14 protein-coding genes are annotated in these 15065 nt (G+C 73.5%); 8 read left to right on the top strand and 6 right to left on the bottom strand.

Going from position 1 to position 15065, the window contains the following annotated elements; all coding sequences use genetic code 11:
* Positions 1-157: 157 nt before the first annotated feature.
* The 3 genes from FZ103_RS13120 to FZ103_RS13110 form a co-directional block, all read right to left on the bottom strand.
* Positions 158-823: a response regulator transcription factor gene (locus FZ103_RS13120; protein WP_186356235.1), complete on the bottom strand. Its 666-nt coding sequence runs from the start codon at positions 821-823 to the stop codon at positions 158-160.
* A complete protein-coding gene (locus tag FZ103_RS13115; protein WP_343233511.1) occupies positions 820-2088 on the bottom strand; it encodes a sensor histidine kinase in 1269 nt (422 codons plus the stop codon). Before FZ103_RS13115 ends, FZ103_RS13120 begins: the two co-directional genes overlap by 4 nt.
* A gap of 127 nt (positions 2089-2215) precedes the next feature.
* Entirely contained in the window at positions 2216-3253 is a 1038-nt protein-coding gene (locus FZ103_RS13110) for a DMT family transporter (RefSeq protein WP_343233510.1), read from the bottom strand.
* Between the two features lie 512 nt (positions 3254-3765).
* Between FZ103_RS13110 and FZ103_RS13105 the strand changes: the two genes are divergently transcribed.
* Complete coding sequence (locus tag FZ103_RS13105; RefSeq protein ID WP_156001449.1) at positions 3766-4458, top strand: hypothetical protein; 693 nt, start codon at positions 3766-3768, stop codon at positions 4456-4458.
* A 21-nt stretch (positions 4459-4479) separates the two neighbouring features.
* On the opposite strand, the gene FZ103_RS13100 is transcribed toward FZ103_RS13105, so the two are convergent.
* On the bottom strand, positions 4480-5268 hold the full coding sequence (locus tag FZ103_RS13100; protein WP_343233509.1) for a fused MFS/spermidine synthase: 789 nt from the start codon (positions 5266-5268) through the stop codon (positions 4480-4482).
* A gap of 353 nt (positions 5269-5621) precedes the next feature.
* Here FZ103_RS13100 and FZ103_RS13095 point away from each other — a divergent pair, with 353 nt between their 5' ends.
* Positions 5622-7361: a proline--tRNA ligase gene (locus FZ103_RS13095; RefSeq protein WP_156001741.1), complete on the top strand. Its 1740-nt coding sequence runs from the start codon at positions 5622-5624 to the stop codon at positions 7359-7361.
* A gap of 26 nt (positions 7362-7387) precedes the next feature.
* Here FZ103_RS13095 and FZ103_RS13090 read toward each other — a convergent pair whose 3' ends face one another.
* Together FZ103_RS13090 and FZ103_RS13085 are read right to left on the bottom strand one after the other, a co-directional pair.
* Positions 7388-7873 carry a ferritin-like domain-containing protein gene (locus FZ103_RS13090; protein ID WP_156001445.1) on the bottom strand — a complete coding sequence of 162 codons (486 nt, stop codon included), beginning with the start codon at positions 7871-7873 and terminating at the stop codon, positions 7388-7390.
* Positions 7873-8379 carry a hypothetical protein gene (locus tag FZ103_RS13085; protein WP_343233508.1) on the bottom strand — a complete coding sequence of 169 codons (507 nt, stop codon included), beginning with the start codon at positions 8377-8379 and terminating at the stop codon, positions 7873-7875. Before FZ103_RS13085 ends, FZ103_RS13090 begins: the two co-directional genes overlap by 1 nt.
* Positions 8380-8845: 466 nt before the next feature.
* Between FZ103_RS13085 and rimP the strand changes: the two genes are divergently transcribed.
* The 6 genes from rimP to rbfA all read left to right on the top strand — a co-directional run bounded on the left by rimP (position 8846) and on the right by rbfA (position 14745).
* Positions 8846-9328, top strand: a complete 483-nt coding sequence (rimP, locus tag FZ103_RS13080; RefSeq protein ID WP_156001443.1) for a ribosome maturation factor RimP — start codon at positions 8846-8848, stop codon at positions 9326-9328.
* A 24-nt stretch (positions 9329-9352) separates the two neighbouring features.
* Positions 9353-10393, top strand: coding sequence for a transcription termination factor NusA (nusA, locus tag FZ103_RS13075; RefSeq protein ID WP_156001441.1), 1041 nt, complete (start codon positions 9353-9355; stop codon positions 10391-10393).
* On the top strand, positions 10377-10691 hold the full coding sequence (locus FZ103_RS13070; RefSeq protein ID WP_343233507.1) for a YlxR family protein: 315 nt from the start codon (positions 10377-10379) through the stop codon (positions 10689-10691). Before nusA ends, FZ103_RS13070 begins: the two co-directional genes overlap by 17 nt.
* 214 nt (positions 10692-10905) lie before the next feature.
* Positions 10906-13845, top strand: a complete 2940-nt coding sequence (gene infB / locus FZ103_RS13065) for a translation initiation factor IF-2 (RefSeq protein WP_186356234.1) — start codon at positions 10906-10908, stop codon at positions 13843-13845.
* A 157-nt stretch (positions 13846-14002) separates the two neighbouring features.
* Positions 14003-14299, top strand: a complete 297-nt coding sequence (locus tag FZ103_RS13060; protein ID WP_156001739.1) for a DUF503 domain-containing protein — start codon at positions 14003-14005, stop codon at positions 14297-14299.
* 5 nt (positions 14300-14304) lie between these two features.
* Positions 14305-14745 carry a 30S ribosome-binding factor RbfA gene (gene rbfA, locus FZ103_RS13055; protein WP_186356233.1) on the top strand — a complete coding sequence of 147 codons (441 nt, stop codon included), beginning with the start codon at positions 14305-14307 and terminating at the stop codon, positions 14743-14745.
* Positions 14746-15065: the final 320 nt, after the last annotated feature.

Here is a 15065-nt window from a genome sequence, read left to right as displayed (position 1 = left end):
CGCCGCGCGGCATCGCCCGGCGGGAGGCAATGCGGATACGCCTTCGGGCGCGGGCCGCAGGCGCGGCTTACCGCGTCCGGCGTAGGGGTGGCCCCGCAGGCGCCTCAGGGATCCCCGGAGGGCCGGGCCCCCTCCCGGTCGGGCGCCGCCGGCGGTGTCAGTCGATCCAGCCGGGCGTGACCAGCGAGCTCTCGTAGGCGATGACCACGAGCTGGGCGCGGTCGCGCACGCGCAGCTTGACCATGGTCCTGCTGACGTGGGTCTTCGCCGTGGCCGGGCTGACGACGAGCCGCTGGGCGATCTCCTCGTTGGACAGCCCGGCGCCCACCAGCGCCAGCACCTCCCGCTCGCGCTCGGTCAGCTCCTCCAGCCGCGCCGAGGGTACGGGGCGCCGCGGCCGCTTGGCGTAGTCGGCGATCAGCCGCCGCGTCACCGTGGGCGAGAGCAGCGCGTCCCCGCGCGCCACCACCCGCACGCCCTGCAGCAGGTCCTCGGGTTCGGTGTCTTTGACCAGAAACCCGCTGGCGCCCATGCGCAGTGCGTCGAAGATGTACTCGTCCAGGTCGAAGGTCGTCAGGATGACGATGCGCACGTCGGCGAGCGCGGGATCGGCGAGGATCCGCTCGGTGGCGGCCAGCCCGTCGAGTCCGGGCATGCGGATGTCCATGAGCACCACGTCGGGGCGCTCGGCCGCGGCGAGCCGCACCGCTTCGCGGCCGTCGGCGGCTTCGGCCGCGACCGAGATGTCGGGGGCGCTGTCCAGCAGAGCCCGGAACCCGGCGCGGACCAGCGCCTGGTCGTCGGCGAGCAGAACCCTGATCACCCGCGCCGCTCCCTTCCCGGTCGGCGCGGTGGCCGACCGCCGTCCGCGCCGCCGTCCTCCCCGCCTTGTGTACCGCGTCCGGCGGCCGAAGGCACGCCCGGCTCCCCGCCGTCCGCGGGTACGGGCACGGGAAGCGCGGCCCGCACGGCGAATCCGCCTTCGGGGTGCGGCCCCGCCGCGATCTCGCCCCCCAGCGCGGCCACCCGTTCGCGCATCCCGACGATGCCGTTGCCGGGCGAGAAGCCGTCCGCCCCCGCGCCGTCGTCGCGCACCAGCAACCGCACGCGGCCGGGGAGGCACTCCACTTCGACGGCGACCGCGGTGGCACCCGCGTGCCGCACGACGTTGGTCAGCGCCTCCTGGACGATGCGGTAGGCGGCGGCCTCGACGTTGGGCGAACCCGGCGGCGGCCCTCCGCTGCGTTCCACCCGCACGTCGAGCCCGGCGCCGCGGGCGCCTTCGGCCAGCTCCTCGATGCGGTCGAGCCCGGGCGCGGGCGAGCGCGGCGCCTGCTCGTCGACGGACCGCAGCACGTTCAGCGTCGCGCGCAGCTCCTGCAGCGTGTCCTTGCTGGTCCGCTTGATGGTGGCCAGTGCTTCGGCGGCCCTCTCGGGCTCGGAATCGATCAGGTAGAGCGCGGTGCCCGCCTGCACGTTGATCAGCGAGATGTTGTGCGCGACCGCGTCGTGCACCTCGCGGGCCAGCCGCACCCGCTCCTCCGAGGCGCGGCGCAGGACCGCCTCCTCGCGGGTGCGCAGCGCCTCATCGGCGCGCTCGCTCGCCAGCCTGCGGTTCTCCCGGCGCCGGCGCACCACTTCGCCGCCGATGAGCACGACCAGCACCATCTCCAGCACGGCGATGGCCGAATCCAGGCGCGGAGAGCCGTAGACCACCGCCTCCCAGAGGTGGATCACCAGGAACTGCGACAGCCCCAGGGTCCAGGCCTGCCAGCGGTACCCGTCGGCGGCGACGCCGAACAGGGCTACCACCCCCGCCAGCCCCGCGGGCCCGTCGGGAAAGCCCAGGGGATAGTACAGCGTGGAGGCGACGACGGAGACGACGGCCACGGCCACCGGGAACCGGCTGCGCCAGGCCAGCGGGACGATCGCCGCCGCCATGAACACCAGGCCCCACGGCGCCAGCGGCCGTGCGGCCGGGGGCGGGTCGGGCAGCAGCTGCGCCGCGACGGACCAGCCGACTATGAGCGCCGCCGCCGCCGATGCGATCCATACGTCGCCGCGGCGCGGTGTGAGTCGGGACAGCACGTATCGACATTACGCGCCGGCCGCCCGGACGCCCGTCATCCTCCGGGAGGCTCCGCGAGCGCTGCGGGTACGCCCTGCGGAGTAGCGCCGCCTCCCGCGGGAGCGGAGCGGCGTGCGGCGGGCGCCCTCAGCGCGGCGCCCGCCGCCGCGCCGCGCGCCGCCTGCGCCGGCGGTGCAGTACGCCGGCCGCGTAGTCGGTGCCCATCGCGGCGGCCAGCAGCACGGCGCCGACCGCACCGATCGGCGTCATGTCCTCGCCAAGCAGCGCCATCGACAGCAGCGCCGCGGTCAGCGGCTCGGCGATCGTGCCCACGGCCGCCCCGGCGTCGGAGGCCCTGCTGACGCCGCCGAAGTAGGCGAGGTAGGCGAGGACCGTGGGCACCAGCGCCAGATACAGCAGCAGGCCCAGCGGTGCGGGCTCCAGCGGCACCGCCATGCCCGCGGCCAGGCCCGCCGGAGCCAGGAGCAGTCCGCCGACCAGCAGTCCCAGCCCGGCGTTGGCCAGCGGGTCCAGCCCGGCCACCGGCGTCCGGTTGACCAGGGTCATCACCGAGAACGTCAGTCCGGCGCCGAGCGCGCAGGCCATCCCCAGTGCCAGGTCGGCGGCGCTCGCACCGGTGGCGGGGAACCCGATCAGCAGCGCCAGCCCGCTCACCGCGAGCAGCACCGAGACCACCAGACGCGCCGCGGGCGCGCGCCGCGCGGCCAGGCAGATCCCCGCGGCCACGAACACCGGCACGCTGCCGATCTTGACCAGAGTCGCCAGGCCCACGGGTATCAGCGTCAGGGAGGCGAAGTAGCAGTACTGGAAGACCGCGTGCAGCAGGCCGTTGACCAGCAGGCGCACCATCAGCGGGCGGGTGCGCGGCAGGCGGGCGAGGCGGCCCGACAGCGCGAGGAAGCCGCCGATCACCGCGCCCGCGACCAGCAGCCGGTAGCAGGCGACCGCCGAAACGGTCACGCCGGCGGCCTGCAGGCCGTGGCCGGCCAACCCGCTGGTGCCCCACAGCAGGCCCGCGGCCACCAGCAGGGCGAACCCGCGCCGCGTGCCGCCGGAACGCTCCCGTCCGTCGCCGGAGGAGGGGGACTCGGGCGGCGGGGGCGCCGGCGAACGGGGATCAGCGGAGTCGGAGGAGGGCAGGGCGGAGGAGAAGTGGTCGGACACGGTCGAGTACTCCGGCGGCGACGGTGGTGGACGAGGACGTCGTCGGCGCGGGGCGGCGCAGCGGGCCGGGCGCACCGCGGTGCACTCGGCGCGCCCGAGCGCGCGGCAGACGCGCGCCCGGTCCCGGGCGCGCGGCGAACACCCCGCTCAGCGCCGGGGCGGGGGAGTGGAGAAGCGCCGTGTCCGATACCGCATGCCTGCGAGGCTAGCGCACCGCACGGGGCCGCCCGGAGGCCGGGGCGCCGGTCCGGACCGGCGTGCCTGCGGCGGAAACGCCCTGTGCCACCCGCGATCGCCGGTGATCGCGGCGCGCCGGCCCGCCGTCGCCGGGGCGGAAGTGGCGCGCCGGTGGGATACTGCCGCACAATGCCGATTCCGGTCCCGGCCGAGTCGGCCCGGCCGCGATCCCGCCGGCGCCGCCACCGGGCCGCTCCGACCACACCCACGAGCCGGTGCCCGGTCCCGCCAGGCGCGGACCCGCCGGCCGCAGCACGTCAGGACTCCCACCTGCGATGAACGCCCCCTACCCCCCGCACGGCCGCCCCGGCCCGCCGGCCTCCGACGTGCACAGCCGCCTGCTCGCCGAGCCCTACGCGGCCGCGCAGCCCTACCTGCGGATCGTCCTCACCGGCGACCCTTCGGGGCTGGGCGGCGACAAGCTGGCGTACTCGATCAGTCCGCACCTGACCGCTCTGCTGTGCTACCGGACCAATCCCGAAAACTACGAGGCGGCCGTGCTGGACGTGCGCCACGCGCGGGCGTGGGGACTGGGCAAGCAGGACCTGTGGTTCGCCGCCATGCGCAACCTTGCCTACGAGCCCTACGACCTGCAGACCTTCCAGACGAACGCCGATACCCCGGTGCACGTGCTGCACGGCATCGGCTGGCCGGGGTCGGCGCACGTGATGCGCCTGGTCGAGGTGGCCCAGGAGCCCCTGCCCTACGGCGCGGTGGTCATGCTGCCCTCGCCCAACACCATGCTCTTCGCCGTGCTGCGCAGCCGGCGGTCCGTCTCGCTGCTGCCGTTCCTCTACCAGACCTTCCAGAGCCTGACCAGGGACGGCGACCCGGTCACCGACCAGATCATCTGGTGGCGCAACGGGCGGGTCACCGCGATGAGCACCCAGCCCGATCCCGGCGGCGGCGTCGCCGTCAAGCAGACGCCGGAGTTCTCCTTCCTGCTGGACCACGAACTCCCCGGCTGACGGGCCGCCCCCGGGAGCGGGTCAGCGCGCGAACACGTCGTCGGGCGGCAGGGGCGAGTCGGTGGCGGTGGCGTCGCGCACCGGGGCGGCTCCGGCGACGAACCGCTCCAGCAGCTCGCCCGCCAGCACCCGCGCCATGTCCGGATCGCGGTGGGCGCGCCGCGTGAGCTCGTCGACGGGCAGCGGGCGCTGCGATCCCAGCAGCACGAAGTTGCCGAAGCGGCGGCCGCGCAGCACCCCCGGCGCGGCGATCAGCGCCGTGTGGGCGAAGACGGCGCCGAGCGTGGCGGCCTGCGCGCGCACGTGGCGCAGGCGGCGGCCGTCCCCGACGTTGGCCGCGCAGATCCCGCCGCCGCCGAGCACCCGGTCGGCGTCGGTGAAGAACTCCACCGAGGTCAGCGCCGCGGGCGTCTGCGCGCCCGCGAACACGTCGGAGACGATCAGGTCGGCGCTGTCATCGCGGCGCCGGGACAGCCACTCCCGGGCGTCGGCGATCCCCACCCGCAGGTCGGCGCGGCGGTCCCACGGCAGCGACTCGCGGACCAGCTCGATCAACCGGGGGTTGTCGTCCACGGCCCGCTGGCGCGAGCCGGGGCGGGTGGCGGCGATGTAGCGGGCCAGCGTCAGCGCGCCCGCGCCCAGGTGCAGGGCCCGGATCGGCTCGCCGCGCGGGGCGGCCAGGTCGGCGACGTGCCCGATGCGCTGCACGTACTCGAAGTCCAGATAGGTGGGGTCCGAAAGGTCCACGTGCGACTGCGGGGTGCCGTCGACCAGCAGCAGCCAGGAGTCGGGCCGATCTGCGTCGCGCATCAGCTCGACCTCCGGGCGCCGCGTTCCCGGCCCCGCCTCATGCGCAGTCATGGCAAACCCGCCCGATCGTGTCCTCGCGTGCCGATCCGCCCTCAACGGTACGGGCAGGCGGGGCCTACAGGAGCAGCCGGTTGCCGACAGCCCGAGCCCTGCTCCCGGACCCGTTCGCGGCACATGTGCCCGGGCACCGTCGGCGAACGCTAGCCTGGAACTCCTCTCACGTGTCGCCCGCGGCGAGCGGGCGGACCGCGGTTCGAGCGAGTCCGCGCTCGCGGGTCCCGGCAGGCGCGGGCCCGACCGGACGAGCCGACCCCGTACATCTGACTGGACCTATAGGAGTGGCCGTGCTGCGGATGTCGACCCTGTTCCTGCGCACCCTGCGCGAGGACCCGGCGGACGCCGAGGTGCCGAGTCACAAGCTGATGGTGCGCGGGGGCTATGTCCGCCGCGCCGCGCCCGGCGTCTACTCCTGGATGCCGCTGGGCAAGATCGTGCTCGACAACGTCGCGGCGGTGATCCGCGAGGAGATGAACCGCATCGGCGCCCAGGAGATGCTGCTGCCCACTCTGCTGCCGCGCGAGTACTACGACGCCACCGGGCGCAGCAGCGAGTACGGCGACGCGCTCTTCCGGCTGCACGACCGCAAGGGGGCCGACTACGCGCTCACCCCCACCCACGAGGAGCTGTTCACGGTCCTGGTGAAGGGCGAGTACACCTCCTACAAGGACTTCCCGGTGATCCTGTACCAGATCCAGGAGAAGTTCCGCGACGAGCCCCGCCCGCGCGCCGGGGTGCTGCGCGGCCGGGAGTTCCACATGAAGGACTCCTACTCCTTCGACATCGACGACGAGGGCCTGCAGCACTCCTACGACCTGCACCGCCAGGCCTACATCCGCATCTTCGACCGGCTGGGCCTGCGGTTCGTGGCCGTCTCGGCGATGTCGGGCGCCATGGGCGGGTCGGTCTCCGAGGAGTTCCTGGCCGAGACCCCCACCGGCGAGGACGTCTTCGTCCGCAGCACCGCCTCGGACTACGCCGCCAACGTCGAGGCCGTGCACACCCCGGCGCCGCCCGCCAAGCCGATCGAGGGCCTGCCCGAGGCGCAGGTGCACCACACCCCCGACACCCCCACCATCGAGACCCTGGTGGAGTTCTTCAACGCCGCCGGGCTCGGACGCACCTTCACCGCCGCCGACACCCTGAAGAACGTGCTGATCAAGACGCGCGCCCCGGGCTCCGCGGAGTGGGAGATCATGGGCGTCGGCGTGCCCGGCGACCGCGAGGTCGACATGAAGCGCCTGGAGGCCTCGCTGCACCCCGCCGAGGTGCAGCTGCTCGACGACGCCGACTTCGCGGCCCACCCGTTCCTGGTCAAGGGCTACGTGGGCCCCAACGCGCTGCTCGGCAACAAGCTGCGCTACCTCGTCGACCCCCGCGTCGTCGAGGGCACCGCCTGGATCACCGGGGCCGACAAGCCCGACCACCACGTGATGAACCTGGTCTGCGGCCGCGACTTCACCCCCGACGGCACCGTCGAGGCCGCCGAGGTCCGCGAGGGCGACCCCTCGCCCGACGGGCAGGGCACCCTCTACCCCGCCCGCGGCATCGAGATCGGCCACATCTTCCAGCTCGGCCGCAAGTACACCGACGCCTTCGAGCTGGACGCGCTGGGCGCCGACGGCAAACCCAAGCGCGTCACCATGGGCTCCTACGGGATCGGCGTCTCGCGCGTGGTCGCGGCCATCGTCGAGCAGTCCCACGACGACAAGGGCATCGTGTGGCCCCGCGAGGTCGCGCCGGCCGACGTCCACGTGATCGGCACCGGCAAGGGCGAGCAGGTGGAGGTCGCGCTGCGCATCGCCGAGCAGCTGGAGCAGCGCGGGGTGCGGGTCCTGGTCGACGACCGCAAGGGCGTGTCCCCCGGCGTGAAGTTCACCGACGCCGAGCTGCTGGGCGTGCCCACCTGCCTCATCGTGGGCAAGGGCCTGTCCGAGGGCAGGCTGGAGCTGCGCGACCGCACCTCGGGCGAGCGCGAGGACATCGGGGTGGACGAGGCGGTCGACCGCGTCGCCGCGGTCGTGGCCGCCGGCTGAGGCCCGGCCCGCCCGCGGGCGCGTCCTCAGCCGCCCCGCGGCGGGGGAGCGTCCGCGGCGAAGCCCGGGAACGCCGCCAGCTCGCCTCCCCACTCCATGCGGCGCAGCGTCGCGTCCTGCAGGGATCGCAGCGCCAGGTCCCGCACCGCGGTGTCGGGGGAGGCCGCCAGCTCCAGATAGGCCTGCGCGGTCTGGCGCTCGACGCCGCGGGCATAGCCGTCCAGCGCCGCGCCGCCGTCGCCCTCGGGCAGGTCGTAGGCCGGTTCGCCCGGAACGGGCCGGGCGCCGCGATCGCGCAGCCGGGCCCGCAGCGTGTCGCGCTGCGCCCGGTGCGCCTCCAGGTGCTCGTAGCAGCGTTCGCGCCGCCGGTCCTCGGAGCGGGCGCCGATGTAGCCGTAGGCGTAGACGGCGGCGTGTTCGGTGCGCAGCGCCGCCTGCAGGGCGGGCACGGTGCCGAACTCGTCCTCTGCAAGCGGGGTTCCGATGCCGGGGTTCTCAGGCGGCTGGGTCATCAGGCCTCCGCGAGGAGTCGGGCGTGGCCGGTCTCGCAGGCGCCGATGGAGGCGATGAGCTGGGCCAGACCGGAATCGGACAGGCGGGCGAGCTGGCGGGCGCGCGAGGCGGCGGCGCTCTGCTCGGCCACCTGCAGGTCCGCCGCGGGCACCGGGTCGTCGCCGACGGGCGCCGGGCTGGGCCCGCTCGGGCTCGGCGAAGCCTCCGGCTCGCGTCCGGGCCGCTCGGGCAGCCGCTCGCGCAGCGCCGCGACGTGGTCCCGGTGGTGGCCCAGCAGCCGCTCCAGCAGGCCGATCGGTCCCTCGCCGGCGGCGATGCTCGCCTCGTAGCGCGCGATCATGCGCTCCTTCTCGGTGATCGCCGAGCGCAGCACGTACTCGTCGGGGCTGATCTCACTCGGATACCACCGGGGTCCCCGGCAGCCGCTCAGCGCTGCGGCGGCCATGCCCGCGAGCGCGCCGACGACGACCGTACGGCGGCTGATGGCGCCGTCGTCGTTGCCCACCTTCCCTCCTCACCAGGAGACCCCCGTTCACGTCCGGGGTGAGACCGTTCGCCGTGCCAGCGGGGCTCCGCTCCCGTCGGCGGCCGCGGTCGGCACCGCGCGGCGCGGACCGCCCACGGCCGCGCCCGGGGCCGGCCGGCGTCGGGCGTCGGCGACATCCCGGACACCGGGGTGCGGATCGGTCCCCCATCTTTCCATGATCCGGGCAGTGGACGCGCGAAGGCGACACGTGCGCCCGGCGCCCCGCCCGGTGCCCGGGCGCCGCCGCCGGGCCGCACCGCCCGACGCCGGTGCGGCCCGGCGGGCCCTCCGCTGACAAGGACCGATGTTCGGGCATGGGAGACCGCCGACAGTGGATACCCTTGACAGCACACGACGTCGCCGCGACGTGCGGCCGACGACCGCTATAGCTGGACCGCCCCGGATCCGCGGATCCGCGGGCGGAATTCGCCGAGGAGGATCACCGATGGGCGCGCAGGCTCGCCACGACCGTCTCGCCGAGCTGGTCGAGCCCGTCCTGGCCGAGGCCGGCCTGGAGCTGGAGGCGATCGAGGTCACCCCGGCGGGCAAGCGGCGGCTGCTGCGGGTGGTGGTCGACTCCGACGACGGCGTCGACCTCGACTCCGTGGGCGAGGTCAGCCAGGAGATCTCCGCGGCGCTCGACGGGTCCGACGCCATGGGCAAGGCGCCCTACGTACTGGAGGTGACGTCGCCGGGTGTCGACCGTCCGCTCACCCTGCCCCGCCACTGGCGGCGGGCGCGCGGCCGGCTCGTGCGCGCTGCGACCGCCGACGGGGGCGAGGTCGAGGGCCGTGTGGCCGACGCCGACGAATCCGGCGTCACCCTGGAGGTCGACGGGCAGAATCGCTCCTATGGCTATTCTGACCTGGGGCGCGGCAAGGTCCAGGTGGAATTCCGCCGCGGAACCGGCGTGGACGCGGCGGACTAGAGGGGGAGCCCCGTGGATATCGATATGAGTGTCCTGCGCAGTCTTGAGCGCGAGAAGGACATCTCGGTTGACCTCGTCGTCAAGGCGATCGAGGACGCTCTGCTGATCGCCTACCACCGCCAGGAGGGCACCGAGTCCCGCGCGCGCGTCGAGCTGGACCGCTCCAGCGGGCATGTGACCGTGTGGGCGGCCGAGACCGACGACGACGGCACCGTCGTGCGCGAGTACGACGCCACGCCCACCGGCTTCGGCCGCATCGCGACCTCGACCGCCAAGCAGGTGATCCTGCAGCGCCTGCGCGACGCCGAGGACGAGCTGACCCTGGGCGAGTTCGCCGGACGCGAGTACGAGGTCGTCTCCGGCCTGATCCAGCAGGGCAAGGACCCCCGCAACGTGCTCGTCGACCTCGGCAAGGTCGAGGCGATCCTGCCGCCCCAGGAGCAGGTGCCCGGCGAGGCCTACACCCACGGCGAGCGGCTGCGCGCCTATGTGGTGCAGGTGCGCAAGGGCCACCGCGGCCCCTCGGTCACGCTCTCGCGCACCCACCCCAACCTGGTGCGCAAGCTCTTCGAGCTGGAGGTGCCCGAGATCGCCGACGGCACGGTGGAGATCTCGGCGATCGCCCGCGAGGCCGGCCACCGCACCAAGATGGCGGTGCGCTCCAACAAGTCCGGCGTCAACGCCAAGGGCGCCTGCATCGGCCCCCTGGGCAGCCGGGTCCGCAACGTGATGGCCGAGCTGAACGGCGAGAAGATCGACATCATCGACCACTCCGACGACCCCGCGGTCTTCGTGGGCAACGCGCTGTCCCCGGCGCGGGTCAGCCACGTCGAGGTGCTCGACGAGGCGGGCAAGGTCGCCCGCGTCATCGTGCCCGACTACCAGCAGTCGCTGGCGATCGGCAAAGAGGGGCAGAACGCCCGGCTGGCGGCTCGCCTGACCGGGTGGCGGATCGACATCCGCTCCGACGCCGACCCCGGCGACCCCGAGGAGACGTCGATCGACGCCTCGCCCGACGACGATCCGGGAAGGCCCACCGGGCACGCAGATGCGCCGACACGCTAGAATGGGGGTTCGCGGCCCATCCCGTCCCGTTCGCACGTGTGTCGGGTGCAGGTCGCGGGCAGCTCAGTCCGACCTGATGCGGCTGGTGGCCTCGTCCGGTGCAGTGCTACCGGATCCCGCCGGGCGCATGCCTGGTCGTGGTGCGTACCTGCACGCGGACCCCCGCTGCTGGGAGTCGGCGAAGCGGCGGCGGGTGTGGTCACGGGCGTTCCGGACCGCGCAGAGCCTCGACACTTCACACGTCGACGCCCTGTTCGGCGGGCCTGCGCGCGTTGGCGGCGCACCGGGTTCCAGATAGGGTTGGAATGATCACGCCGCCCCGTTGGTTGTAAAAACCGTACGGCGGCGGGTCTTGCCATGTCGGCATGAAGACGTGGCCGACCCATTGTTGTGTAACGACGAGGAAGCGGGTCGAGATTGCGATGAGCGCTCGATGAGTACGCAGCGATGAGTACGTCAAGCTAGCGACGGTCCGGAACAAGCCCATGTCCCGGACCGAGTAGAGGAGAGCAGTGGCGAAGGTCCGGGTATACGAACTCGCAAAGGAGTTCGGGGTAGAGAGCAAGGCTGTTCTGGCCAAGCTCAACGAGATGGGCGAATTCGTCCGGTCGGCGTCGTCGACCATCGAGGCGCCCGTCGTTCGTCGACTCAAAGAAGCTTTCAACAACGGTTCCGGCGACTCCCGCGGCCAGCAGCAGGCCGGCGGCGGTGAGCGCAAGCCGCGCCCGCAGGCACCCGCGAACGGGGCCGAGGCGGGCGCTTCCACCACGCGTCCGGCGGCGCCCAAGCCGGGCCCCAAGCCCGGTCCGCGTCCGGAATCCCCGCGCGGCGGCCAGGCCGAGCGCAGCGGCCAGGCGCCGCAGTCGGGTTCGCGCTCCGGCGCGGGCGCGGGGTCCGGCCCGCCCAAGGGCGGTGCGCCCAAGCCCGGCCCCAAGCCGGGTCCGCGTCCGGGCGCGGCACCCAAGTCCGAGAAGCCCGGCGGCCGCTCCGACCGGAGCGAGCGTCCCGCGGCCCCGTCCGAGAGCGGCAAGGCGCCGCGTCCGGGTCCGCGCCCGACCGGTCCGCGCCCCGGCAACAACCCGTTCGCCTCGACGGCCACCGGCATGGGCTCCAAGCCCGCGCCGCGTCCGGGGCCGCGCCCCGGCGGCCAGCAGGGCGGCGGCCAAGGCGGCCAGGGCGGCACGGGATCGCGTTCCGGCGGCGGTGAGCGCGGCGGTGCGCCGCGTCCCCAGGCGCCGCGTCCGGGTCCTCCCGGCGGCGGCGGTCCCCGGCCCAATCCGGCCAACGTCGGCCCGCGGCCCGGCGGTCCGCGGCCCAGCCCGATGAACATGCCCTCGTCCCGTCCGGCGCCGTCCGGCGGCGGCGGTGGCGGCCGTCCCGGCGGCGGCCGCCCCGGTGGCGGCGGCCGCGGCCGCGGTGCCCCCGCGGGTACCGGCGCGGGTCCGCGCCCCGGCAGCGGTGGCGGCGGCGGTCGTCCGGGCGGCTTCGCCGGCCGCCCCGGCGGCGGCCGCGGACGCGGCGGCGGCACAGCCGGAGCGTTCGGCCGTCCCGGCGGTCGCCCGGGACGTCAGCGCAAGTCCAAGAAGCAGCGGCGCCAAGAGTTCAACGACATGCAGGCGCCGTCGTTCGGCGGCGTGAAGATCCCCAGCGGCAACGGGCAGACCATCCGGCTGTCGCGCGGGGCGTCGCTGTCGGACTTCGGCGACAAGATCGATGTCAACCCGGCGTCGCTGGTGCAGGTGCTGCTGCACCTGGGCGAGATGGTCACGGCCACCCAGTCGCTGAGCGACGAGACGCTGCAGCTGCTCGGTGACGAGCTGAAGTACAACGTCGAGGTCGTCAGCCCCGAGGACGAGGACCGCGAACTCCTGGAGTCCTTCTCCATCGAGTTCGGCGAGGACGTCGGCACCGACGCCGATCTGCGTCCGCGCCCGCCGGTGGTCACCGTCATGGGCCACGTCGACCACGGCAAGACCAAGCTGCTCGACACCATCCGCAGCTCCAACGTGGTCGGCGGCGAGGCCGGCGGGATCACCCAGCACATCGGCGCCTACCAGGTCTCCACCGAGGTCGACGAAGAAGACCGCAAGATCACCTTCATCGACACCCCGGGCCACGAGGCGTTCACCGCCATGCGTGCGCGCGGAGCCCAGGCAACCGACATCGCCGTGCTGGTGGTCGCGGCCGACGACGGCGTCAAGCCGCAGACCGCCGAGGCCATCGACCACGCCAAGGCGGCCGACGTCCCGATCGTCGTCGCGATCAACAAGATCGACGTCGAGGGCGCCGACCCGCAGCGGGTCCGCGCGCAGCTGACCGAGTACGGCGTGGTGGCCGAGGAGTTCGGCGGCGACGTGCAGTGCGTCGAGATCTCCGCGCTGCGGGGGCAGAACCTCGACGCCCTGCTGGAGGCGGTCGTGCTGACCTCCGACGCGGCGCTGGACCTGCGGGCCAACCCGGACATGGACGCCCAGGGGCTGGCGATCGAGGCCTACCTCGACCGCGGCCGCGGCTCCATGGCCACGGTCCTGGTGCAGCGCGGCACGCTCAACGTGGGCGACTCCATCGTCTGCGGCGACGCCTACGGCCGCGTTCGCGCCATGCTCGACGAGCACGGCGCGAACGTGAAGAGCGCGGAGCCCTCGCGCCCGGTGCAGGTGCTGGGACTGACCAACGTCCCCAGCGCCGGCGACAGCTTCCTGGTGGTCAAGGACGACCGGGTCGCCCGCCAGATCGCCCAGCAGCGCGAGGCGCGCGAGCGCTTCGCCCAGCAGAGCCGCGCCACGCGCCGGGTCACCATCGACACCTGGAAGGACGCGCTGGCCGAAGGCGAGCGCAACGAGCTGCTGCTGATCGTCAAGGGCGACATGTCCGGGTCGGTCGAGGCGCTCGAGGAGTCGCTGTCCAAGATCGACGTCGGCGGTGAAGAGGTCGACATCCGCGTCATCGGGCGCGGTGTCGGCGCGATCACCCAGAACGACATCAACCTGGCGGCGTCCTCCGGTGCGATCATCGTCGGGTTCAACGTCCGGCCTGAGGGCAAGAACAGCGAACTCGCCGACCGCATGGGCGTCGACATCCGCTACTACTCGGTCATCTACCAGGCGATCGACGAGATCGAAGCGGCGGTCAAGGGGCTCCTCAAGCCCATCTACGAGGAGGTCCAGCTCGGCTCCGCCGAGATCCGCGAGGTCTTCAAGGTCCCGCGGGTCGGCAACGTCGCCGGTTCGATCGTGCGCGGCGGCACCATCCGGCGCAACACCAAGGCACGGCTCATCCGCGAGGGGATCGTCATCTCCGAGAACCTCAACGTGGAGTCGCTGCGGCGGTTCAAGGACGATGCCACCGAGGTCCGCGAGGGCTTCGAGTGCGGTATCGGCCTGGGCTACAACGACGTCCGCATCGGCGACACGATCGAGACCTACGAGATGCGCGAGAAGCCGCGCGACTGATCCCGGTCCGAACCCGCCCCGGACCCCGGCCGCCCAGGCCGGGGTCCGGGCTCCGGGCCCGGTCCCCGCACCCACTCACCGGCCCGGCCGCTCCGTCATGCGGCCCCACATGACACCTGAATCGCGATCCGCGGCGCGCGGCACACGGGGTGAGCGCATGTTCGTCGGGGCTCTGACGCTGGACATCCTCCTGGGGGACGTACGCTCCCTGAAGCAGAAGCGCTCGGTGGTCCGGCCCATCGTGGCCGAGCTGCAGCGCGCGTGCTCCGCGTCGGTCGCCGAGACCGGCGACCAGGACCTGTACCGCAGGTCCGAGATCGGTGTGGCCGTGGTGGCCGCAACCGCCGCGCACTGTTCGCACCTGCTCGACACCTGCGAGCGGCTCGTCGCGGAGCGCCCCGAGGTCGAGCTGCTCTCCGCGAGGCAGCGGCTCTTCAGCCCAGAGGAAGACTGAGAACGATGGTTGACGCCGCACGAGCGCGCAAACTCGCCGACCGCATCCAGCGGATCGTGGCCGAGATGCTGGAGCGCCGGGTCAAGGACCCGCGCCTGGGCTTCGTCACCGTGACCGACGCGCGGCTCACCAACGACCTGCGCGACGCCACGGTGTTCTACACGGTGTTCGGCTCCGACGAGGAGAAGGCCGGCACCGCGGCGGCCCTGGAAAGCGCCAAGGGCATCATCCGCACCGAGGTCGGCCGCCAGACCGGGCTCCGGCACACGCCGAGCCTGACGTTCAAGAGCGACGATGTGCAGCGCAACGCCGAGCACATCGAGTCGCTGCTGGCGCAGGCCCGCATGTCCGACGCCGAGGTGGCACGGGCCGCCTCGGGCGCCACGCCCGCGGGCGAGCCCGACCCCTACAAGGCCCCGCGGCAACCCGAGGACGAGGAAGAATGATTTCCCGGTAGGAGGCGCTTCGTCTCGCGCACGCCGGTGCCGCCGGGAACCTCCGGGAACCATCCGGAGTCAGCAACCACTGAGGCTGCGGCAATGGGGCTTGATGCGCGTAGCGCTGCGCGCCAGCTTGCCGCCGAGCGCACGCTGTGCCCGTCAGGTGGAACCGCACCATTGGTGGCGGGTCTCCGCCGCAAAGGTGATCCGTGCGCTCGGCGGCAAGCTGGCATCGGCGCTTCGCGCTTTTCAGCCCCATTGCCGCAGCCCACCCCCTGGACAACCGCATACCGGGAATGTGTATCCCCACCCCTGAACAACCGCGC

The organism is Streptomonospora sp. PA3 (genome assembly GCF_009728995.1).
Classification (GTDB): Bacteria; Actinomycetota; Actinomycetes; order Streptosporangiales; family Streptosporangiaceae; genus Streptomonospora.
This window is presented reverse-complemented; position numbering and strand designations above follow the sequence as displayed.